The sequence below is a fragment of the Endozoicomonas euniceicola genome (assembly GCF_025562755.1).
GTDB lineage: Bacteria > Pseudomonadota > Gammaproteobacteria > Pseudomonadales > Endozoicomonadaceae > Endozoicomonas_A > Endozoicomonas_A euniceicola.
In genome coordinates, this window is sequence record NZ_CP103300.1 from 3,097,139 (window position 1) to 3,119,348 (window position 22,210).

General features: G+C 48.0%; 24 protein-coding genes. 14 read left to right on the forward strand and 10 right to left on the reverse strand.

Going from position 1 to position 22,210, the window contains the following annotated elements:
- Positions 1-102: 102 nt before the first annotated feature.
- Positions 103-723 carry a putative adhesin gene (locus NX720_RS12225; RefSeq protein WP_262601380.1) on the reverse strand — a complete coding sequence of 207 codons (621 nt, stop codon included), beginning with the start codon at positions 721-723 and terminating at the stop codon, positions 103-105.
- A gap of 208 nt (positions 724-931) precedes the next feature.
- On the opposite strand from NX720_RS12225, the gene NX720_RS12230 reads away from it, so the two are divergent.
- Positions 932-1,324 (forward strand): acyl-CoA thioesterase, encoded by a 393-nt coding sequence (locus NX720_RS12230; protein WP_262601381.1) that lies wholly within the window; start codon positions 932-934, stop codon positions 1,322-1,324.
- Positions 1,325-1,366: 42 nt separating this feature from the next.
- Here NX720_RS12230 and NX720_RS12235 read toward each other — a convergent pair whose 3' ends face one another.
- Positions 1,367-1,987, reverse strand: a complete 621-nt coding sequence (locus NX720_RS12235; protein WP_262601382.1) for an arylesterase — start codon at positions 1,985-1,987, stop codon at positions 1,367-1,369.
- Between NX720_RS12235 and NX720_RS12240 the strand changes: the two genes are divergently transcribed.
- The 5 genes from NX720_RS12240 to NX720_RS12260 all read left to right on the forward strand — a co-directional run bounded on the left by NX720_RS12240 (position 1,980) and on the right by NX720_RS12260 (position 8,500).
- Complete coding sequence (locus NX720_RS12240) at positions 1,980-2,738, forward strand: ABC transporter ATP-binding protein (protein ID WP_262601383.1); 759 nt, start codon at positions 1,980-1,982, stop codon at positions 2,736-2,738. The genes NX720_RS12235 and NX720_RS12240 overlap by 8 nt on opposite strands.
- Complete coding sequence (locus NX720_RS12245) at positions 2,735-5,224, forward strand: ABC transporter permease (protein WP_262601384.1); 2,490 nt, start codon at positions 2,735-2,737, stop codon at positions 5,222-5,224. The genes NX720_RS12240 and NX720_RS12245 overlap by 4 nt, the downstream gene beginning before the upstream one ends.
- A 239-nt stretch (positions 5,225-5,463) precedes the next feature.
- On the forward strand, positions 5,464-6,543 hold the full coding sequence (locus NX720_RS12250; RefSeq protein WP_262601385.1) for a hypothetical protein: 1,080 nt from the start codon (positions 5,464-5,466) through the stop codon (positions 6,541-6,543).
- The gene (locus NX720_RS12255) at positions 6,544-7,956 is read left to right on the forward strand and encodes a histidine phosphatase family protein (RefSeq protein WP_262601386.1); all 1,413 of its coding nucleotides are present in this window, start codon (positions 6,544-6,546) and stop codon (positions 7,954-7,956) included. It begins immediately after the preceding gene.
- A gap of 199 nt (positions 7,957-8,155) precedes the next feature.
- Positions 8,156-8,500, forward strand: coding sequence for a hypothetical protein (locus NX720_RS12260; RefSeq protein WP_262601387.1), 345 nt, complete (start codon positions 8,156-8,158; stop codon positions 8,498-8,500).
- A gap of 31 nt (positions 8,501-8,531) precedes the next feature.
- On the opposite strand, the gene fliO is transcribed toward NX720_RS12260, so the two are convergent.
- Both fliO and NX720_RS12270 read right to left on the reverse strand, forming a co-directional pair.
- Entirely contained in the window at positions 8,532-8,948 is a 417-nt protein-coding gene (gene fliO, locus NX720_RS12265; RefSeq protein ID WP_262601388.1) for a flagellar biosynthetic protein FliO, read from the reverse strand.
- A gap of 13 nt (positions 8,949-8,961) precedes the next feature.
- A complete protein-coding gene (locus NX720_RS12270; RefSeq protein ID WP_262601389.1) occupies positions 8,962-11,526 on the reverse strand; it encodes a hypothetical protein in 2,565 nt (854 codons plus the stop codon).
- A gap of 263 nt (positions 11,527-11,789) precedes the next feature.
- Here NX720_RS12270 and NX720_RS12275 point away from each other — a divergent pair, with 263 nt between their 5' ends.
- Together NX720_RS12275 and NX720_RS12280 are read left to right on the forward strand one after the other, a co-directional pair.
- Positions 11,790-12,470, forward strand: coding sequence for an N-acetylmuramoyl-L-alanine amidase (locus tag NX720_RS12275; protein WP_262601390.1), 681 nt, complete (start codon positions 11,790-11,792; stop codon positions 12,468-12,470).
- Positions 12,471-12,486: 16 nt separating this feature from the next.
- Positions 12,487-13,335, forward strand: a complete 849-nt coding sequence (locus NX720_RS12280) for an amidohydrolase family protein (RefSeq protein ID WP_262601391.1) — start codon at positions 12,487-12,489, stop codon at positions 13,333-13,335.
- Here NX720_RS12280 and NX720_RS12285 read toward each other — a convergent pair.
- Positions 13,315-14,118: a phytanoyl-CoA dioxygenase family protein gene (locus NX720_RS12285; RefSeq protein ID WP_262601392.1), complete on the reverse strand. Its 804-nt coding sequence runs from the start codon at positions 14,116-14,118 to the stop codon at positions 13,315-13,317. The two genes, NX720_RS12280 and NX720_RS12285, sit on opposite strands and share 21 nt — an antisense overlap.
- A gap of 191 nt (positions 14,119-14,309) precedes the next feature.
- On the opposite strand from NX720_RS12285, the gene NX720_RS12290 reads away from it, so the two are divergent.
- From NX720_RS12290 to NX720_RS12310, 5 genes are all read left to right on the forward strand, one after another.
- Positions 14,310-14,996, forward strand: a complete 687-nt coding sequence (locus NX720_RS12290) for a hypothetical protein (protein WP_262601393.1) — start codon at positions 14,310-14,312, stop codon at positions 14,994-14,996.
- A gap of 162 nt (positions 14,997-15,158) precedes the next feature.
- Positions 15,159-15,899, forward strand: a complete 741-nt coding sequence (locus NX720_RS12295; protein ID WP_262601394.1) for a hypothetical protein — start codon at positions 15,159-15,161, stop codon at positions 15,897-15,899.
- Positions 15,900-16,036: 137 nt separating this feature from the next.
- A complete protein-coding gene (locus NX720_RS12300) occupies positions 16,037-16,756 on the forward strand; it encodes a hypothetical protein (RefSeq protein ID WP_262601395.1) in 720 nt (239 codons plus the stop codon).
- 102 nt (positions 16,757-16,858) lie between these two features.
- Positions 16,859-17,377, forward strand: coding sequence for a GNAT family N-acetyltransferase (locus NX720_RS12305; RefSeq protein WP_262601396.1), 519 nt, complete (start codon positions 16,859-16,861; stop codon positions 17,375-17,377).
- A 55-nt stretch (positions 17,378-17,432) separates the two neighbouring features.
- On the forward strand, positions 17,433-18,626 hold the full coding sequence (locus tag NX720_RS12310) for a class I SAM-dependent rRNA methyltransferase (protein ID WP_262601397.1): 1,194 nt from the start codon (positions 17,433-17,435) through the stop codon (positions 18,624-18,626).
- A gap of 196 nt (positions 18,627-18,822) precedes the next feature.
- Here NX720_RS12310 and NX720_RS12315 read toward each other — a convergent pair whose 3' ends face one another.
- Genes NX720_RS12315 through tnpA form a run of 4 tightly spaced genes read right to left on the reverse strand, consistent with a single transcriptional unit; the run spans position 18,823 to position 20,265 of the window.
- Complete coding sequence (locus NX720_RS12315) at positions 18,823-19,005, reverse strand: hypothetical protein (protein ID WP_262601398.1); 183 nt, start codon at positions 19,003-19,005, stop codon at positions 18,823-18,825.
- Positions 19,006-19,014: 9 nt separating this feature from the next.
- The gene (locus NX720_RS12320) at positions 19,015-19,350 is read right to left on the reverse strand and encodes an RING finger domain-containing protein (protein ID WP_262601399.1); all 336 of its coding nucleotides are present in this window, start codon (positions 19,348-19,350) and stop codon (positions 19,015-19,017) included.
- 36 nt (positions 19,351-19,386) lie between these two features.
- Positions 19,387-19,824 (reverse strand): IS66 family transposase, encoded by a 438-nt coding sequence (locus NX720_RS12325; RefSeq protein ID WP_404831090.1) that lies wholly within the window; start codon positions 19,822-19,824, stop codon positions 19,387-19,389.
- A gap of 12 nt (positions 19,825-19,836) precedes the next feature.
- Complete coding sequence (tnpA, locus tag NX720_RS12330) at positions 19,837-20,265, reverse strand: IS200/IS605 family transposase (RefSeq protein WP_262601401.1); 429 nt, start codon at positions 20,263-20,265, stop codon at positions 19,837-19,839.
- Between the two features lie 65 nt (positions 20,266-20,330).
- Between tnpA and NX720_RS12335 the strand changes: the two genes are divergently transcribed.
- Positions 20,331-21,503, forward strand: coding sequence for an RNA-guided endonuclease InsQ/TnpB family protein (locus NX720_RS12335; RefSeq protein ID WP_262601402.1), 1,173 nt, complete (start codon positions 20,331-20,333; stop codon positions 21,501-21,503).
- Here NX720_RS12335 and NX720_RS12340 read toward each other — a convergent pair.
- Positions 21,500-21,715, reverse strand: a complete 216-nt coding sequence (locus tag NX720_RS12340; RefSeq protein WP_262601403.1) for a hypothetical protein — start codon at positions 21,713-21,715, stop codon at positions 21,500-21,502. The genes NX720_RS12335 and NX720_RS12340 overlap by 4 nt on opposite strands.
- Positions 21,716-22,210 lie beyond the last annotated feature (495 nt).

Here is a 22,210-nt window from a genome sequence, read left to right on the forward strand (position 1 = left end):
CTTTTGGCGGTTGGCTGTATGAGCAGCTAATAGCCAAAAGCCAACAGCCAAAAGCCCGGTAAGTTATTTAATGCTGCGCCCCTAAGCCACTGAAATTGCCCGCTAAAGAATATGCCATCTGCCCAGGTCGCCCTGATAAACATTGGGCGGTGTCTCAAATTCCGGGTCATAGCCGCGCAAGACTAATCCGCGTGCTGAATCACGACAGAACGAGCAATGAGTCCGGGGATACAGCTGACCCTCCAGCTGAAGCGTCTCAATCAGCTTCCCCAGACGTATATCGTGGCTGACCAAAACAACATCGAATTCCCGGAGTGGGTGCTTCTTTGCCTTTTTGCCTGGACTAGTACGATCGTCCATTATTGTTGCTTTGACAAAGTCTTCAGACCCCCATGCTTTGTGGAGTTCTGGAACCAACAGATAATTAGCACAAGGTTGCCCTGCCATTATTACTTCTAAAGGTTCATACACTCCGCTCATGAGCCTGTCTAAGCTGTTATGCAGAACAGCCCCATGTGGTGCATAGAAGTAAAGCGATGTTCCCGGTGGCACAGTGGTAATATCTGACGGCATTAAAGAACCGGGTTTCTCCAGTCGGAAGGTGCCATGGCAATGTATAATCAGATTTTGAGCTTTGCGACCACCTGTCTTGCAGGTAAATAATTTCAGGCCATTGCGTATAGATAACTTTTTTACTGTAGGTATAAAGGTAAATATTGGCATGATGAACACTTCCAAATCACCAACTCTTTAATAGGTTTAACACAAACTTCGGAGCTTCGGTGAAGAATCCTGTCGGTTATTCGGGAAATGAGCCATTGAGATCATTCTCTAAAGCGGCAATAATTCCTCTGGTTTCAGGAGTTTGTCGGATCTGAAATCCAAAGGCTCCAGGCACATCAACCGCCCGTTAAGAGAATAACTACAAAAGATGTTTACCCAGAATCTCACGCCGCGCTTTTGCGAGACTGATGCCCTTGGTCATATTAACAACACGGTTCTTCCGGTCTGGTTTGAGCAAGCCAGAGAACCCATCTTTTACATTTTCAATCCTGAAATGGATGTGCGGAACTGGCAGCTTATCATTGCCCGTATTGACGTAGAGTTTCTGAAGCAGCTGCGTTTTGGGCAGGATGTGGAACTACGTACCTGGCTGGAAAAGGTCGGGAACTCCTCCCTGTATATCCATCATGAAGCATGGCAGTCCGGGCAACTGTGTGCCCGGGGCAAGGCAATATTAATTCACTATGACTATGCCAGTGAAAAAGCCGTGCCAATACCGGAACCCGTTCGGGTAAAACTGTCAGAGCATCTGGAAGAGTGATAGTTGCTCTACACTGGATTCTGGCTATATTTTAAGCCATTACTAAAGTGCCACTTTTATATGCGGCCATACATTGTCAAAAATAATCGGCTGGGCCTTAGCGGTGGGATGAATTCCGTCCGGCTGGTTCAGCTCCGGATGCCCTGCTACGCCATCCAGAAAGAAAGGCACCACCGGAACGGTATATTGTTTACCGAGATAATGAAAAATCCGAGTAAATTTTTGAGTGTAGGCCGGTCCGTAATTAGGCGGAATCATCATTTCAAACAGTAAAACATTCACGTTTTTTTTCTGTGCCTGCTGAATCATCTGTTCCAGGTTACGGGACATGGCTTTCAGCGAAATCCCCCGTAAACCGTCGTTTGCACCCAACTCCAGCAACATCAGTTCCGGTCGATGTTCTTCAAGAGCGGCGGGTAAACGACTGAGTCCTCCGGCCGTGGTTTCACCACTGACGCTGAGGTTGACCACCTTCCAGCCAGACTTGGTTTGGGCAAGCTTTTCCTGTAATAAAGATACCCAGCCCTGTTGTATTTCAAGACCATAAGCGGCACTGAGGCTGTCTCCATACACCAGCAAAGTTTTCTGGCCATAAGCAGCCTGTGCGACAAGTAACGATAAAAAAATAAAACTGGTTGCTAAACGACGAATGACTATGAACAAGAACGCATCCCCCCAGGCTGTTCCACGCAAGGCTGCTCAGACTACAGCAATTATGGCAAAGGCTCTGGAGAAACAGGTTGTTGCCCAGAGTGGCACACTCACCATACTGTCCGGACTTGACCTTCAGATCAAGTCTGGCGAATCCGTTGCTATTGTTGGAGCTTCCGGTTCGGGCAAGTCGACCCTGCTGGGGATTCTTGCCGGTCTGGACTTGCCGACAGGCGGAGAGGTTCACCTGGCGGGCCATCGTATCGATACTCTGGATGAAGATGAGCGGGCAAGGGTGCGTGCGGCGCATACCGGTTTTGTTTTTCAGTCCTTTCAATTGCTGCCCAACCTTACGGCACTGGAAAATGTCATGTTGCCGCTGGAGTTATCGGGTGGTACAAAAGTGTCCGGAGGAGGAAATGTGCCGGAAAGCAGTCGTGCAATCTTGCAACGGGTTGGTCTTGGAGAGCGACTGGATCATTACCCAAGACAGTTGTCGGGTGGAGAGCAGCAGAGGGTGGCGATTGCCAGAGCGTTTGCAGGCAGTCCGGATATTCTGTTTGCCGATGAACCTACGGGTAATCTCGACGAAAAGACCGGTGAAAGTATTATTCAATTGTTGTTTGAGGTGAATCGTGAACGGGGTGCCACTCTGGTGCTGGTCACTCATGATATGGGGCTGGCCGCCCGTTGTGACCGGGTACTTCGGTTAACAGGAGGGGCGATTGTTGAAGAACAGCGCAAGGTTGAGGTGGTGGTATGAACGCTAGCCGGTTGTCTCTTCGGTTCTTACTGCGTGACTGGCGTTCAGGTGAGCTCTGGCTGCTGGTTCTGTCACTGTTGATGGCCGTGAGCGTCAGCACCGCCATTGCTATTTTCAGTGAACGCCTGCAACTGGCACTTGGGCGACAGGTGGCTGAAGTCATGGGCGCTGACATGATGATTCGCAGCTCCAGCCCCTTGTCCGATAAAGTGCAGACGGTATTGGATGCCCAACCATTGCAGCAGGCTCAAACTCTGGAGTTCCCTACCGTTGTTCTGGCGGGTGACGAAATGCAGATGGTGGCCGCCAAGGCTGTACCGGAAAATTATCCACTGCGTGGGCATGTTCGCATTGCCGACCAGCCTTTTGCCCGGGACCGGATTGCAGCAGAGGTTCCTGCACCCGGTGAGGCGTGGCTGGAACCAAGATTGTTCTCTCTGCTGGGCGTTAAGATTGGGGATTCGCTGGAAGTCGGCGAAACTCATCTGGTCGTCACTAAGGTGATTACTCTTGAAACTGACCGGGGAAGTAATTTTTACAGTCTCGCTCCCCGGCTGATGTTTAACCTTGCTGATGTTCCTGCCACCAATGTGATTCAGCCCGGTAGCCGTGTCAGCTGGAAAACATTGATTGCCGGTGAAAGCCGGGATTTAAAGGCTTTTCAGAGTCAGGTGAAACCTCTGCTCGACGGCAGTGAACGTTTATCCATGGCTGAAGACAATCGACAGGATTTAAGAAACTCGGTGGTACGACTGAAGCAGTTTTTAGGGCTGGCGAGCCTTGCTGCTATTTTGCTGGCTGGGGTTGCCGTCGCCATGTCCAGTCGTCGTTTTGCTGAACGACGCTTTGATGCCATTGCGGTGATGCGCTGTGTCGGTGCGTCGCAACAGCTGGTGATGAAAATTCTGGTCGGAGAGCTGCTACTGGTAGCGGTGCTGGTGGCGGTTCCCGGTGTCGTATTGGGCTGGCTTCTGCAAGCGGGTGTGCTGCAACTCCTGAAAGGCGTTCTGCCCGCCTGGCTGCCTGAGGCTGGCTATATGCCGATGCTGGTGGGCGGCACCACCGGCATCATTACATTGGTGGGTTTTGGCTTTGCGCCTTTACTTCGGTTGCGGGAAGTCACGCCTTTACGTGTGCTTCGTCGTGATCTGACTCCGGCACCGCCCGGAACCTGGCTGGTTTACGGGTTGTCTCTTGGCGCAATGATCGCACTGCTGTGGTATCACACCGGTCAATTGCTCACCACAGCAGGCATAACACTGGCTGGTGCTTTGATACTGGTGCTGATCTCCCTCTGCGTGAAAGTGGGGCTGGGCTTTATGCACAAACGGTTGCTGCGTCACTCCCTGCCGCTGCAATGGCGACTGGGTCTGAAGCGCTTATCCCGGGAGCGGGGGCAGACTACGGCGCAGATGCTGGCGTTTTCCCTGATTTTTATGTCCATGGCTATTGTACTTTTGCTGCGGACAGAACTGCTGGAACGCTGGCAGCAGCAGTTGCCTGAAGGAACACCTAATTATTTTGCCCTGAATGTTCAGCCTTCCGAAATAGACAGCTTTCGTCGTTTTCTCAAAGAACGACAGATTGATCGTAGCGAAGTCTATCCGATTGTTCGGGGGCGGCTGACCTACATTAACGGGGTTCCTGCAAAAGAGGCTGTGTCTGAAGATCAGCGCAACCATAACTCGTTAAATCGTGAGTTAAGCCTGACCTGGTCGAATGAATTACCGGAAGGCAACCAGCTGGTCGAGGGGCAATGGTGGCAGACTGGTAATGATTCAGAGCTGTCGGTAGAAATGAGCATTGTTAAACACCTGGGAGTCGCACTGGGTGATCAGCTGACTTTTTCCATTTCCGGTCGCGATGTGACAGCAACGATCACCAGCCTGCGCAGGGCTGACTGGGAATCCTTCCGCCCTAACTTTTATATGATGTTCCCGGAACGAACGCTGGGTGATATGCCAGCCAGCTGGTTGAGCAGTTTTTACCTGTCACCAGACAGACGACTGTTGCTGAATGAATTCGTGCAGACCTTTCCAACGGTTACGCTACTGGATCTGGATGCCATTATCAGTCAGGTTCAGAGTATGGTGCAACAGTCCACGCTGGCCGTTGAAGCCATGTTAATCGCGTTGTTTCTGGCCGGGTTGCTGGTGACGGCGTCGGCTATTGAGTCCAGCCTTGACGCACGTTTGCGTGAAGGTGCCCTGATTCGCTCCCTTGGCGGCACCCGGCAACAGCTGCTGCGGCTGCAGGTGGGTGAGTTTGTGGTGCTGGGTCTGTTGTCAGGCTTTGTTGCGGCTGTTGGGACTGAGCTTTGTAACTGGTGGCTGCAAAGCTATGTGTTTGGAATGAGCTGGCGGCCAGCCGTATGGCTGTGGCTGGCACTGCCTTTGACAGGGGGAAGCCTGATTGGGTTGTCGGGCTGGCTGGGAGTTCGGCGGGTTGTCCGGCAGTCTCCGATGGGGGTGTTGAACGCTGTTTAAAAAAGTTTTTTGCCTGCTGCCACTCAACTCTGGTTTTCCTGCTATTCTCAGGTAGCCCGGATATGTTGTAAACCACCCTGAAGTCAATGACTTCGAAAGTCTTTTTACACGACATTCCGGGTATTTTTTATGCCCTCTTGATTCTGCGTCATGCCCCTTTAAGCAACGCTCGTCGTTTGCATTGACGTGCAATCAAAAATACCCGTTGGATTTTCTTCTAATTTCCAGAGGAATAGCTTGTGTTTAGTTTCAAGATCAGTCGCCTGTCACGCACTCTGGTTTGCTCTTCTCTGTTGATTTCAGCCATACCCAAAGTCATCGCTGCTTCCTGGGAGCCTCATCACTGCTTATTCGATTATGCCAACACGCTGCCTTCTGAAGAGATGGCCGCAAGCCTTAAACACTTTGCCAGTAAGGAGCCTGATTTGTGGAAAAAAATTCCCGAACATGAGTATCAGAAGTTTAACAGCTTTGAGTGGAAAAGCTTTGATCAGAACAGGGAAAGCATTGGGCGCCATTGCCAGTGCGCTTATCCCCATTCAGAAAGTCAAAGCCTGGGACAGCTGAAGAAGCGCTTTGAGGAAAATGCAAAGCTCTTCAGCGAAAATCAGAAAAAAATTCAGGATTATGATTCAAGCTGGTTCAAGATTTTCAAGAACTCTCCAGAAGAGTTCCAGATAAACAGGGATATTTTATTTTGGAGTTGTGACGAGGGTTTCTTTATACCAGAGTTTGACTTGCCTGGGTTAAACCAGAATTACCCGAGCATTCAGGAAGTTTTATTAACCATTACCCAGTACGTTGCCGATCAGCACTCCGTTCAGGTTAAAGGGGGAACCTTTATTGACCGACACCATGAAGTTATTGAAACCGGTATTAAAGCAAAAGCTAAAAAGCTTGAAAAGCAAACGGAACTGTCCGTTAACATTGAGCCGGACAGCATTTCAATCGCAGAAAAGTTTGACTCCAGTTTTCTTACCCACCTTGAGCGAGCGCAAAAAGAAGGAAAAGGCATTTACAGCTACCTGGAGTTTATCAGCGGCGAAAATGAAGTACACCGGTATTATACGACAATAAAAGTTAACAAAGGTAAAAGCGGCAATATCGAAGGGCTTGAGGTATACGACCCCATGGTTATGGTTAAACTGTATTTCCCTGTTGATAAATCGGGAAAACACACCAAACTGCCGGATTTCTACCAGTCTTTTGCCAATGCTCTTATGCAGAAACACGACATCAGTGGAGTCAGGCAAATCACCAAAGTCAAATACAAGGTGCTGTTCCTGTCTGAAAAAAAAGACAAACATGAGGAGATGTAAATGACCCTCCTGCCTAAGCCTGTTGTTCTGGTGATGTTGCTGATAGTGGCTGATGGCTCGTTAGCCATAGAGGAAAAAAATCAAGCCTGCACTCCCTGGCGTACGATTGTCAATAGTGATGACCAGAACGCTATTGAGTCACACTTAAACAATAAACGACCATACCCAGGCAATAGGCGGGAAGTGAGCGCACCTTTTAGTAGTTGTTCTATGGTGCATACGATTTATTTAGGTCGACATGCCTCAAGGCATGTCACAAAAAATGAAAAGCTGTCCGAAATAGAGCAGGAGCTTAATGAACTGTTAAAAGGAGATGAAAGTACATCCAGCGAGCTTACGCTGGAAGGAATAAAAATAATACAAAACATAAAGCGGCTAAGACAGTTTGTTGAAAAAAACGAATTGGCTGGAAGCATTACCAGCTTAGGAAAACAGGAGCTGAACTTCATTACCAGACGTTTTGCGTCAGGGGTAAATATTGCCCCATTTAATTTAAAACCAGCAACCGCTATACGGGCAAGCACCAGTAAAACACTGAGAACGAGACAGAGTTTAGAGGCCTTTATGGATGGCTTGAAAGGCTGGTCTGTCAATAGCGGCTTGTCGTTTGAACCGGATATGGCAGTGGAATCTGCCGACCAGATTCTGAGAAGTTATAAGAGCTGCCCCGAAAGAACTGGGTCCTACGAAACCACCAGGGATAAATTAAAGAAAAGCAGGCAGGAGTTAGTTGATGACAGCCAGCTTTCTTTTGACCTGGCCCAAAGCTTTACCAAAAAAACAATGACCTCAAAAAATAAACTTAAAGTAATGGAGTTGCTGTATAACTTGTGCCAGATAGAAAGCAGCTTTCCTGAAAAAGAAAGGTACAACTTCTGCCAGTATTTTCTCAATGAGTCAAACCAGTCCGGTGAGGAGATGAAGCTTCTTGGAAAGATGCAAAATTTAAAACAATGGCATAAAAGAGGCTTTGCCAGCGGCAACAGGGTAATGTTTAATCTTGCCGCTCCTATTCAGGAGCAGGTGATCAGCAGGCTTACTGCTGCACTGAGCCCTAAACAAGACCAACCATTACTGTCCCTCTGGTTTACCCATGACTCAACCATGGTGGCCATGATCATGCTGATGGGCTATTTGGGTGACAACCCTGATTACAGTGACTGGGACGCCGATTTGATCACTCCCATGTCAGGTAATATTCAGTGGCGCGTCTACCAGTGTGGCAGAGACCACCGGGTGCAGATACTGCTGAATGAAATACCTGTCTGTCTGGATGACTGTCCAGATGCTTTTTGTTCGCTGACAGACTACATCAGTCGGTCAGCGCAAAAATTACAAGAGATCGACTTCAAAGGCGAATGCGGTGTTATAGAGGAAGACGACTTCAGCGCAATGGCAGATGACGATGACTGATCACAGCTTGCGCTGTTTGAATTATGACCAGTCGTAAGGCCGGGGCTCTGCAAAGGGCTTCTCAGAGCGTTATCCACAGGTCATTCAGAGGCTTGGTCAGTTAATTTGTGAATAAGTGGATAAGTATTTCTGGGCCATGTTGTTAATGTCTTGAAATGTCATGTTAGAGTGGAATAAACACGGGAAAAAGGACTACAGCATGAGCCACCACGAAGAAGCCTATCTGTGTTTACTCTGCCTGCGAGACAGCACCCGAAGAATTGCCCGGCTGTACTGGACCTATATAAACCTCAGAACCCTGTCTGGCGAAGTGCCTCCAATACTGGTCGTGATGCTGGGTGTTCTGCGTGACAAACAGGATGGTTTGCACCAGAGACTGCTGGACAGTTACCCCGATGATATGGAGCAGGGCAAGTGGCATGACCAGGCAGAACAGAGTCAGAAACTGTCTGAGATGACGGAAGAAACCCAGCAGGAGTTACAGAAAATCTGTATGACCGAGATGACGATGATCATGCTGGTTGGCAAGATGATGGAGCAGTAAGGCTGTGGATAACTCGCTGAATAACCTGAGGCTAACCTTCCCCTTCTTTGCGCTTACCTTTCAGCAGGTGCTTAAAGTGGTGGGCAAAATCCTGCGGGTTTTCAGTTTGTGCTGGTGGAACAGGCGACTCTTCAAAAGTATGCACAGGTGTGACCTGATGACTGGTGACCCCGACAAGAATATCCTTGTCGCCTACACGGATCAGGCAGACTCTGGCATGGCTGGAGAGTGGTGCGCTGGCTATAACGGTAATGCCCTGCCCAAGGGTGGGTGAGCCAGGGTTCATTTTCTTAACCAGCCAGGCCAGAACAAAAATCAGTACGATAACCAGAATCAGGGGCATGACCACCTGCATCAGGCTGAGGTCTTCAATCCCGGACTTTTCTTCTTCTGCAAACACATGAGTTGCAAACAGACAAGTCAGTAAACTGTAATACCGGATAACCATTTTTTGTTCCGTTCTAAAGATTTTTATGCTCAACCACGCCAAAGTGATAACTCAGCAAGTTTATAACCGCTTCTATGTTTTTCTGGTTCAGTTCTTCTTTATTTTGGAAGCAGACGTCTTCTATGACAGTACGGCATTTACTGGCTGGAGATCCAAGTAGTTTTTTCAGGGTCGCCGGGGTAATGAAATTCATGGCATGTTTGAACTCATCACAGTTCATAATATCCATATTCAGTTTTTTGTTGTTTTTCCTATACTCGGGTACGGTGCAGTTGGCCAGCAAACCGCAAAAACGCAGCATGGCAATAGACTCGCGCTTGGGAGCGGCACCGTCAACACACTGGGACAAGGCTATTCTGGCCGGCACCGGAGGAAAGTCTCCCTCTTGATTCATAAACTTAAATTCACTCATAAAGGTTTCTGAAGGTTTCCATTGTGCGACAGGGCTGTCTTCTGCCATTTTAGTGGCCTGTGGAAGCAAGGCCATCACCGTACTGGCACTGAGCAGCTTGCTTTTCAGACACCAGTTAAGGGCTTTGCCAATGTGTTGTCCGCTGACTTTATCGCCGAGCATCATTGGCAGCAGCAGATCGGATTTTTCCTGTTGCTCATCCGGTGTCAGCTTTTGTCTGGGGTGTTTGACCAAAGTATGGACAAAATCACAGGCTCGCCTGATGTCAGAAGGATTTTCAAGAATGATCTTTTTACGGTAATGAGTAAGGACGTTTTGCAATTTGGCGATAGCCCTACGGTGTTTACCGTAAGCTTCTGCCATTGGTTGGGCTCCCATCAGGCTAAACTGTGTTGCCCAGATTTCTGCTGCTTTTTCAGGATTGCTTTCCATTATCGTACTCAGCTCGGCAATTCGACAGTTGTTTGCTTTGAAAAGGTAAGTATCCTCATTTTTCAACATGTTCTGGTAAGTTTCTTCATCCCACTCGTTAATAAGGCTGATCGTTTCGGTAGATTTACCTTCTTCAAATTCCCCGGGAATCTCTTCTCCAGTCGCTTCATCCCGTTTTGGTTCTTTCACAGACGTTTGGTAAACAACCTGAGCTTTACCAGAAAAGGAATTCAGTGCGCGGCTGATGGCGTCTATGCAATGTCTCAGTCGCTCCCGTTGTGAAACCAACTCTGTATCATCGACTAGCTGATGTAATTTCAGCAGTTCATAGACTTCCTCGAAGCTCATCGCTTTGAGTCTTTTAGCGGTTGAACGATCGATAAAGTTGGGAACCCGGCCTGCCATGTTGATACGAAAAGGGTTGGTTAATGAGTGGGCTTCTTCATTTTCATGTACGTTGGCTGCAGCAGCACAGAGATCATTGTCGATTAACTGTATTCCGTAATAGGCCTTTCCATCTTCATCGACTTTGGGAACAAAGAAAATATTGCTGAGGTTGCGGTCTACACTACCCGCAAGATGATCAAGAAGCTGGGCGTCTGCCAGTGCTTTCTGTGTTTTCGGGTGGCGCAGGTCTAAGGGTGGAATGTCGCTAACCTGCTCTATGGTCAACACCAGATTTCCGGCATCATAGAGCTCTTTCAGCTCTTCATTTGACATGGTTGCAAGCTGTGATTCCAGAGCGGGAGAGTGAGCCTGGAGCCTGAAGCTTCTGCCCTGATCAAGTAGTTCACCATGCACAATGTCATATAGAGTGTCTATATGCTTTGCATCGTAGGGGAGATCGACGCTACCTCTTTCTGAGATATGCTGACCTTCTACAAACTGCTGGCAGGAGCCGGGCTGGCCATTATGGATGGCATAAAATGTAGGCGGTGTTAAGCCCATCCCCATGAGCAAATCAAGCTCATAAAAATAGACAGACCGGTGAGTTAGCCTGGCAGTCTCTGAATTACAGTTATTCCCTGAATGATCCGTTATGCCAAATGCTTTGGCGGCTTCAGCATTAACTACCTGGTCAGTTGTTGAGGCTTTGAAAACAGCAACGAAAGGATCATCTCCTGATTTTTTCCCTTTATAAGTGACCTTGGCGATAGAGGCAGAGTTGCCTCTGGCAAAATTTTCCCGAACATCCTGCTCGTCTTCTGGCAGGTAGATTTTGCCATAGCTTTCGGTTATACCAAACAAGAATCGTTTTTCCATTGCGATACCGTTTAGTATCTTAATGACCATGTTATATCTTTTGATTTCTGGCTCAGAGGGGGCTGCTGGCAGAGGGTATTGTTCAAGATAGTTGTTAGCGACGGTTTCCATTTTGGCAAGCTGAGCGATTTTTTCTTCTCGTAACTTAGTGTTATTTCTGGGGAACTCATCATACTCGAAGGCCAGATCTAACACCTTTTTGTAAGCGCCATCAAACAGGTATCCTGGCATAGCGCCTTCATTCTGGACTACATCCCGGGCAGGAAGCGGGTTACCAGCAAAATGGTTTTCATTATAGGCTTGTACAACGTTTTTTAAGGGACCAGCGCCGTTAGGGTTATATGCACGAATAGAATATCCCTTGGATTTACTTTCTTCAGGCCGGATTGACTCTATATCATCTCCCTTCACGAAGCATATGGAAGTCAGCACGCCTGAAGAGTTAAAGTCATAGGGATTAAACGGGTTCATAGCTTTTCCGATATAGTTTGTTCAGCCAGCGTAATTTCATTTAGTCAGATACTTACCAGCTATAACTATCGGCAGAGAGACTCCGATGGATAAACTTTTTTCTGCGCCAGATACCTGCCTCGTTTTATCTGGCGCAAGGTTGATTATTCTGGGGAGAAGGGGAGAAAAGGGGGGGGGGAGAAGCGACAGATGATGAACGGTCTGCCAGTAGATTGTTTGGTGATTTTCAGGCAGGTTTAATAGATTAGCCCCAGAGACTGCTTATGAACGTCTATCGACTTGTCAGCCCCAACTGTGACCGAACGGAGATTACTGTTGAACATCTCATCCTGCATTATACGGCAGTGGATTTGCAGGGAACGCTGGATATATTTATGAATGGTGACAACGCTGTTTCGGCACACCTGGTGATTGATACCGATGGCGGAATTTATGAATTGGTACAATGCCTGGAAGGTAAAGCATGGCGAGCCTGGCATGCCGGTGTCAGTCGTTACAGTGACAGGGAGAGGTTTAACGATCACTCCATCGGTATTGAACTGGTCAACCTGAACGGCAATTTGTTTTCCTACACGGATGCTCAGTACCAGGCTTTACAGCATGTGGTGCAGGTGCTTAAGCAGTCTTATCCGGCGCTGGCCGACCCTGAGCGGGTGATGGGGCATGAGCACGTTGCCGGCTTCCGTGGCAAGGCTGATCCGGGGTTACAGTTTAACTGGTGTCGTTTTTATCGTGAATGTTATCCACAAATGAAAGCCCCGGAACGGACACCCGTCTGTCCGGAAGCGTTGCAGCAGGCACTGATGCCTCTGGCAGAACTGGTGTCTGGCGCAACTTCAGCTGAAACCGCTTCTGGAACCGTTTCTGCAAAAAAAGAGGATGCCCGCTATTGGCAGGCTATCAGCTCTCTAACTGAGTCAGTGGTGAAACTACTGCAAGAATAAGAATGGTTGACTGGCTATGAAGATTCTTCGCTATTTTGTTGTGTCCGCGGTGGCTGCCTTTCTGTTTTTACTGGCGACTTCCGTCTATTTCTGGTTTTACCTTAATCCGGTGCCTGTTGATAAGCAGCTGTTTGTGAATGGCGTGATACTCACCATGGACGACGATGACACAATTACAGATGCCGTTCTGGTTGAGCGGGATCGAATTGTGGCAACCGGCACTGAAGCGGTATTGAAGAATCAGGCCGATGATGCCCTGGTCATTGATCTGGAAGGAAAAGCGCTGATTCCCGGCTTTATCGATACCCGGGGACACTTTTTCTCCAGCAAAATGAACATCTCTTTTACCGATGGGTTAGACGAATTAAGTCTGAATGTGCAGAAGTATCTTGTTCGGGGGGTGACCAGTGTTCGGGCTGCTTTGCCTCGTCAGGCAGAGAACAAGCCTTTGGAACTCTTGTCGCAAATTGGGGTGATTCCCCAACGGGTTTTTATCCGGAAAAACAGCAAATCATACACCAGCGCCCTTGTCGAACCTTTGAAAACGATGAGTGACTCGATCGTTCAACCTGCTATCTTGCCACCAGGAAGTGAGCCTGAAAAATACGACCAGTCACAAAGAATCATGTTGTTATTAAGGCGCTTTACCATTGACGCTGCACAAGAGCTGAATGTGGACAGGAAAACCGGTTCCATAGAAGCGGGTAAGCTGGCGGATTTCCTGGTGCTGTCTGATAATCCTCTGATCCATCAGGGGAGTCTTGATCAGATTCATGTGGACCAGACCTGGATTGGTGGTGTGCAGCGGTTTAACCGGCATGGGCTTTCCGAAGACAATGACCGTTTACCAGCGAGTCAGCCCTAACAGCTTTTGTCCAAGCTCTGTCAGCGTTGCCACATCCCCATCTTCCGGGTCTTGCTGGTAAGGCATGTTTCGCCACTTCTCTGGCGCGCGTTTGGCCTGCCAGAGGGCGATTCGGCTGGCACGGCTTTCTTCCGAATCCTCCGGACACATGGAGAGGTACTGGGCCAGCCGGGGCTGATCCGATGTGTTGATATTGCCGGAGTGCGGCAGGCGCGAATCCCAGATAATCAGGCTTCCGGCTGTGGCGGCAACATTTTTTATTTCGTAGCCTTCCAGCTCTTTGTCACTGAACCACAGATTTTCTTTCTGTTTCAGGACTTCCGGCTGTTTGAACAGTTCCGGTACGCAGCAAAACGCCCCCTGGTTTTCTTCCGTATCGGTAAGGTAGAGAATCCCCTGTAAGCGCAGAGAGGTGATTTTCTGATAAGGGAAGTCGAGATGAATATTGCTTTTGTCGAAGGCTTCAGATCGCCTTTGCGGAGGTTTGAATGACAGCCGGTCAAGCCTGACCCAGAGCTTTTCAGTGGCCAGCAGTTTGGCGAATGCCTGGTGAATAGATGTGTACTGTCGTATATTCCAGACAGCCTGATGTTGGTGTATGGGGACAATACCGTTGTGTCCCAGATCTTTTTTATACCAGCTATCCGGTTTTTTCAGGTCTGCCCCGGTAAACGACATAATAAGTTTTACAACGTCACTGCAAAGTGCCCGGGGAACGATATTGGGTAGAACAATATAGCCTTCAGTGTCTAACTGGTATTGATGTTGTTTGGTTATGTTCATAACCAGAAGTTTAATGCAGCCTGAGGTTCCTGTCCCGCTCTTTCAGATGGCTCAGCTCGCTTCAACTGGCCGTTAGCCGGACAAGGGATTATGTCTGTTTCAGCAATACAACGATGTACTAACCTTGGGGGGCGTAATTGACTCAGTGCCGTCGCATAACTTGACCAATAGCTTGAACCGGAGTGTTTACGATGCCTGATCCCCGGATAAAATTAAAAGATATTTTTAAAGAAAGCAACATGCTTCTTTTGACCAAAAGCCTGTTTTTTCAGAATACAAACAGGATAGAGGGCTCGCATGTAGACCCCATGATCCGGACAGGTGAAAGACGATTTTTCGGTTATGTCTACATGTTTACGCAGCGGAAACGTTACGTTCCTTATGCTTTTGAAAATGGCATTCCTCCAATTCGGTACGATATTGAGAGCGACGGGGGCTCCTCAGACGATTCTCCAATACCTGGCAAAACCTATGGCATCCGGTTAACAGACTTGTCTAATCGCTTATCGACTCGCCCAGATGTGAGGGGGAGTTTACTCACTCGTATTTGCTTTTACCAAATTCCCAGCGGCCGGCCCCGTTCCAACTTAGCGTTTTTAATGGATATCAGGGAGTTAGGAGGCAATGTTCGACTCAAACCAACGATCGAGGACTCTTATGGTGATGAGATTTTTGATGTGCTCGTTACGTACCCTGTTTCTAAATCAAGAATCGTAGGAGTCATTAAAACCTCTCTCCGGTCGAACGGGTCGCTAGATTCACAAAAACTTAAACTTTATGTTAACCCGAATTATACCGAGGGAATGGAGGGGGCCATGGCTGTTGCCGCGAGTTTTAATGGAGAAAGTGAATGGGAGATGGTTGACGTTGATGCCTGACTCGCACTCTGGGCGTTACGGTTTAGCTCGCTGTATTTGATCAATAGCCAGATAAGGGACTACGCCTGTTTCAGCTATACAACGATGTGCTAACCTTGGTGGACATGATTGATTCCGTGCCGTCACATAACCTGATGAATGGCTTGAACCGGAGTGTTTGCGATGCCTGATCCCCGGCTAAAAGCAAAAGATATTTTTACAGAAAGCAACAGGCTTCTTTTGACCAGAAGCCCGTTTTTTCAGGATACAACCAAGATAGAGGGCGCACGTTTTGCAACCAGTATCCGGGAAGGCAGACGTCTATTTTACGGTTATGTCTACTACAGATCTGTGTCTGACAAAGAGGTTCCTTATCTGTTCGAAAATGGTATTTCTACAGCTATGTACGATGTTGGGAGCGGTAAATGTGTCTCAGATGAGAAAAAAGTGCCCGGCAAAACGTATGGCTACCCGTTAACGGACGTGTCTACTCTAGTAAATCTGAGAAGAGTGCCATGGTTTGAAACTTATGTATGCCATTATCAAGCTCGCTGCGTTGATCCCGATAGCAGCTCAGTGTGTTTAATTGATATCAGGGAGTTGGGAGGCGTTGTTCGTAGTGAACTATGGAGCGGCAAAACTATGCGAGATTATATAAACAATTTACCACATTACCTTATGGACGATGAGGCGTTCGCTAGATTCCCCATTTCCGAAAAGATTCTTGGTGTGGTCATTATGTACCCTGTTTCTAAATCAAGAATCGTAGGCGTCATTAAAACCTTTCCTTTTTCGAACAGGTCGCTACATTCACAAAAACTTAAACTTTATGTTAACCCGAATTATACCGGGGGAATGGAGGGGGCCAGAGCTGTTGCGGCGAGTTTTAATAGAGAAAGTGAATGGTTGATGGTTGATGCCTGACTCGCACTCCGGGCGTTGCGGTTCAGCTCACTGTATTTGATCAATAGCCAGATAAGGGGCTACGCCTGTTTCAGCTATGCAACGATGTACTATCCTTGGGGGCGTAATTGATTCAGTGCTGTCGTATAACCTGACGAATGGCGTTAATCGGAGTATTTACGATGCCTCATTCCCGGGTAAACCTAAAAGATATTTATGAAGAAAGCAACAGGCTTCTTTTGACCAAAAGACCTTTTTTTCAGAATACAAACAGGATAGAAGGCTCGCATGTAGACCCCATGAGCCGGGGAGGTGAAAGTCGATTTTTCGGTTATGTCTACATGTTTACGGGGCGGGAGCTTTACGTTCCTTATGTTTTTGAAAATGGTATAGCTCCAGTTATGTACGATATGGGGAGCGGGGCTCCCCCCCCAAACAATAATCGAATATGTGGCAAAAACTATGGCATCCGGTTAACAAGCTTGTCTAATCGCTTATCGACTTGCCCAGATATGAGTGGGAGTTTACTCACTCATATTTGCTATTACCAAATTCCCAGCGACCAGCCCATTACCAACTTAGCGTTTTTAATGGATATCAGGGAGTTAGGAGGCATTGTTCATAGAGAACCACCGGTCAGGTACTATGATGGTGAGGAGATTTTTGATGTGGTCGTTACGTACCCTGTTTCTAAATCAAGAATCGTAGGCGTCATTAAATACTTTCCTTCTTCGAACACCTCGCAACATTCACAACAACTTAAACTTTATGTTAACCCGAATTATACCGGGGGAATGGAGGGGGCCATGGCTGTTGCGGCGAGTTTTAATGGAGAAAGGTTTTACGGAGAAAGTGAATGGGAGATGGTTAATGCCTGACTCGCACACCCACAACCCTGTCACGAGAACGCTTTGCCAGCGTACGTTTCGATACAGCCGCTTGAATATCCACTCCTGAAACCCAACATAAGCAGCACACCCATGATGTTGATAGAGGGCAGGGCAGTGAGCAGTCCAATGGTTAGTGAAGTGGCGGGCAAAATTGTTCGTAAAGCTCAGGAAGTTGATATAAAGCCTCTGGTTAAACTCTGCAAAGAGTCCCTGCTGGCCAGTTATGGTGAACTGGTTGCAGCAGAGCAGTTGCGGCCCTGGTCCGAAGGGAGTGATATTGAGAAATACGTGCAGGGCATCTGGCCGGATATGCTGGTAGTGGTTGATGGGCCAGACCTGGTGGGCATGCTGGCCTTAAAGGGGAATCGAATTGATATTGTCTGGGTCGCTCAGGCGCTCCGCCAGCAGGGCATAGGCCAGATGTTGATGAATACAGCTGAAGAACAGGTGGCGCAAACGTGTAAATCCATAGAAGTGGAATGTCTGGGCCCTGATATTGAAACCATCCAGTTTTATGAGGATCGTGGCTACGTCAGGGTAAAAGAGTATGTGGATAACTTCAGTGGCGTCGACAAGATCGTGATGTCCAGAACGCTTGAATCTGTATAATGCGCTTCCTCTGTTTTGTTTCCATAAGTTATTTACCCATCGGGCGTTCCTCTCTATGACTCATAAAGCATTGCGGCTGAAAGACCGGGCTGACCGCCGTCTGAAAGCAGGCCATTTGTGGATTTACAGTAACGAAATCGACACTAAAGCAACGCCTCTGAAAGGTTTTGCTACCGGTGAGCTGGTTGTCATTGAAAACGCGGCAGGCAAAGCCATTGGCACGGGTTATGTCAATCCGAATACGCTGATCTGCGCTCGCCTGGTTAGTCGTGACGCTAAATATATGCTCGACAAATCCCTGCTGGTTCATCGGATCAAAGTCGCTCTGAGCTTGCGTGAGCGCCTGTTCGATAAGCCCTGCTACCGGCTGGTTTTTGGTGACAGCGACAGTCTGCCAGGTCTGGTGGTTGACCGGTTTGGCGATGTGCTGGTCGTGCAGATTTCTACGGCTGGTATGGAGCTGGTGAAAGACCAGGTTGTAGAAGCACTGGTGCAGGTGCTGAAGCCGACAGGCATTTTGCTGAAAAACGACGGTTCTTCCCGCAAGCTGGAAAATCTGCCCGAGTACATTGAAGTGGCTTATGGCGAAGTGCCGGATGAAGTGGAATTGGAAGAAAACGGCGTACGCTTCCTGGCTCCGGTGATGAAAGGGCAGAAAACCGGTTGGTTCTACGATCATCGTCTTAACCGTGACCGTCTGCGCCACTATGTAAAAGGCAAGCGGGTACTGGATGTATTCAGTTATGTCGGTGGTTGGGGCGTGCAGTGTGCGGCTTTTGGCGCGGAAGAAGTGATCTGTGTGGACGCTTCTGAAAAAGCGGTTGATCTTGTCCATAGAAATGCCGAACTGAACGGCCTTCAGGACAAGGTCGGCACCATGCAGGGCGACGCGTTTGAAGCTTTGAAGCAGCTGAAAGCGGAAGGTGAGCAGTTTGATGTAATCATTGTTGACCCACCTGCCTTTATTAAACGCCGTAAAGACGTCAAAGCCGGTGAACTGGCCTACCGCCGCATCAATGAGATGGCCATGCGCCTGTTGAGCAAGGATGGTATTCTGGTGGCCTGCTCCTGCTCTATGCACTTGCAGCGTGACAGTATGCTGGATGCTCTGCGCGCGGGCAGTCGCCATATTGAGCGAAACCTGCAGATTATTGAACAGGGCCATCAGGGACCTGATCACCCAATCCTGCCTGCCATTCCGGAAACGGAGTACATCAAGGCGATGACCGCCAGGGTGACCCGGGTATAAACGTCAGACCTCTTTCAATTCAAACCGGGTTGGAAGAGGCTTCCGTCTGACCGATACAGTATGCTGTCCTAAAACTTTTCCTGAATTTTTCAGCGGAATTAAGGCAGTTACCAAATTGACATCCTCCCCGCCCTAAAGGCTATCTCTTTATCACAAATCCTAATCTTGACTTATCCTTTTCAGTGATGAGTCAAGATCATGTTGCCATTACCTCCTGAGCAATGGGCGGAACGTACTTTCGGGTCAGCGTATGCAAAGCGCTGATAACCTTGAGTGAATGGCCGTGATACTGGTGTTTGTAGCAGTCAGGCTGATCCAGATACGGGAAGCACTCATTTTGCCTTATAACCGCAAACAGACTGGCGATAAGGTGTGGCATGAAAAAACGTCAGCCGATCCAGTGGTCAGGGTTTTTGAGCCACAAGCGCGCAAGCATTCTCCGACAATGCGGGCAAGGAAATACGTTGCCGGAATTCGTTTGTACCGCGCGAAGACATGCAATATGGAATTTAGCCCCGCAGCATGGAGTAGCCATAGTTTCTCTATCATTTAAACTCTCAAAACAAATAGGACATTCATTATCAGGATCTCGCCCCAGTTCAACGCTGGGATAAGTAACGGTAACTGAACCGGAAGCTTGAGAGACCGTTGTCATAACTACCTGGGATGTAGCACTTTGAACTGTCTCCGTAACTTTTCTACAAACTACTTCAATATCAGCCATTCAGGCATTACCTTTCCCTATTGATCCCTCCGGTTGTTATTCCTTTGGGGGATCATGGTTGCGCATTTCACAAAGCCGCTTCTCACTCATTAACCAAGGCAGATAAGGAGTGAGATCATCAGGTGGCTTCCTGCCATTTAAAGCACAAGCCTCAAGATAGGCACCCAGCCAGATTTTGGGATTAATGCCCCAAAGCTTTAGCGTCATAAAAACGCTGAATAGAAAAGCGGCTATATCGGCACTCCAGGCACTGCCAGACCCATAGTAATTCTTCCTGCCAACAACACCTGTTCGCAGAGCTTGCTCTGCAGCATTGTTATCCATAGGAATACCGGGATTAGTAACAAAGCGGGTCAATCCTTCCCAATGATTCTGCAGGCTTTCGAGCACTTTCTTCGCCCTGACTCGCAGTTTAGCAAAGTCGTCGTAAACCCTCGCCCAATGCGGGCGGGGATATAAGACGGGAAGGCGCAGAGCCTTCCGCCATCAATCTGGTGTACTCTGGCTATTAACGTAGTCCTTCAGAGTCTCGATAGTTGCACCGCCAGCACTGCAAGCAAAGTAAGACCTTGACCACATTAAGCCTGCTTTGCTCTGAGCAGTAAGGTGGGTATTCAGCATTCGCAACCGTCTTGATGATGTTGATTTGAGATTATTTACCATGACACTGATAGCCAGTTTTGGTGGGTAGGTCACCAACAGGTGTACGTGATCTTTTTCGCCATCCATTTCAAGTAACTGGCATTCCAGTTTTTCACATGCACTCTCGAACGACTCCCGTAACTGCTTGATCATATAGCCATCAAAAAGCTTTCGTCTGTACTTTGTCGTGAACACCAAATGAACAACCAGCTTGGTAACGCTATGTCGTTTGCGAAGATACCCTTTAAGCAAATCTTTATTGTGTGCGCCCACTTGAAAACCTCTTTCAAATACCTATAATATAAAGTTTATATTGATGAGCACTGAAATAACATTCCATGCTGAGAGCCACCAAAGTACGAATCTATCCAACATCAGAGCAGGCGGAATTTCTCGACCGTCAGTTTGATGCTGTGCGGTTCGTATGGAACAAGGCCCTGGCTATTAAGGTTCATTATTACAAGGTTCGTGGGCAGAGCCTTTCTCCCAAAAAACACCTGAAGCCCTTGCTGGCAAAAACCAAGAAAAGCCGAAAGTACTCATGGCTGAAAAACGCTGACTCTATTGCACTGCAACAGGCCACTATCAATCTGGATACGGCCTTTCAAAACTTTTTCAATCCCAAATTGCAGGCAAGATTTCCTCGCTTCAAGAAAAAGCATGGCAAGCAAAGTAGCTACCATTGTACGTCTGTCTCTGTGGGCGATAACTGGATAAAAATCCCCAAGCGCAAGCCCATAAGGGCTAAAGTGCATCGTGAAATAGTGGGTAAGGTGAAGTCTATCACCCTGAGCAGAACGCTAACCGGCAAGTATTTTGCCTCCATATTGGCTGATGATACCCAGGAACAACCAAAACAGATTGATAATCTTGAAGCTAATCAGGTTGTCGGTGTTGATATGGGGATTACTGATCTGGCTATCACCAGTACCGGCCATAAGACTGGCAATCCTCGCTTTCTGAAAAAAGCACAACGTAACCTGAAAAGAAAACAACAGGCTCTATCTCGCTGCAAGAAAGGCTCAAAAGGTAGGCACAAAGCCCGTTTATTGGTGGCAAAGGCGCATGAGCGTGTAGCCTTTGCCCGTAATGATTTTCAGCATAAGCTATCAAAACAACTCATCGACGAAAACCAAGCGGTGATTGTGGAGACACTGAAAGTTAAAAACATGCTCAAGAACAAGCGTCTTGCTCGTTCTATTGCTGATGCTGGCTGGCATTCACTGATAACCAAACTCGAATACAAGGCAAAGCAGGAAGGTAAACATCTGGTGAAGATAGACCAGTGGTTTGCATCCTCTAAAACTTGCTCAGTCTGCGATTTGAAACAGGAAAAAATGCCATTGAGAATCCGATCATGGGAGTGTAGCTGTGGTGCTATCCATGACCGGGATATTAATGCAGCTCGCAATATCAAGAAGCAAGGCATATTGAAATTAAAGGCGGAAGGACTGTCCGTTTCTGCTGATGGAGGCTTGCGTAAATCCGGCAGACTGTCGGTTGCTGCCTAAGAAATCAGAAGCCTCACCCGATAGGGTGGGGAGCAGTCACCCAGCACTTTTTGTTCCCGGTCGCAAGCCGCCTTCCACATAGCACGCCACTGATTAGCCTGCTGTTTGAGCTGGATATGTTCCTGCTTGGTCAGGGTAACCTGCGAGGTGGTAAATGGGGCAGGTATTAATGCGGGTGCTGGATCTGATCCTGAAATAGAGGCATTTTGCATAGTCTAAAAATAGACGATTTCAGGCTTTTTTGTAGCGGTTTGTGGAATAGTTACCCTGGCTGTTCCTGAACTCAGTCCAGAGCCTTCAGCCCCGCCACCTGAAGACTACCTTCCTTCAGAAGAAAACAGAGCTGCATCCGTCACAGAATCTTATGGTGTGGCACCTCCTCCCTATTCTGAGGAAGGCCCTAATCCTTATTCCTATCCGGAAAAATAAAAGGTTCTGAATAAATATAAAGTACTTTATATGGAAATCTGGCAGGCGCAATGCCTGCCATTCCGGAAACGGAGTACATCAAGGCGATGACCGCCAGGGTAACCCGGGTATAAACGTCAGGCCTCTTTCAATTCAAACTGTATTGGAAGCGGCTTCCGCTTGACCGATACAATTTGCTGTCCTATAAACCTGTCCTGAATTTTCCAGCGGAATTAAGCAGGTACCAAAATAAAAAAACAGGCGCTGTCAGGGTTGATGTGCCGTTTAAAGAAGCGCTT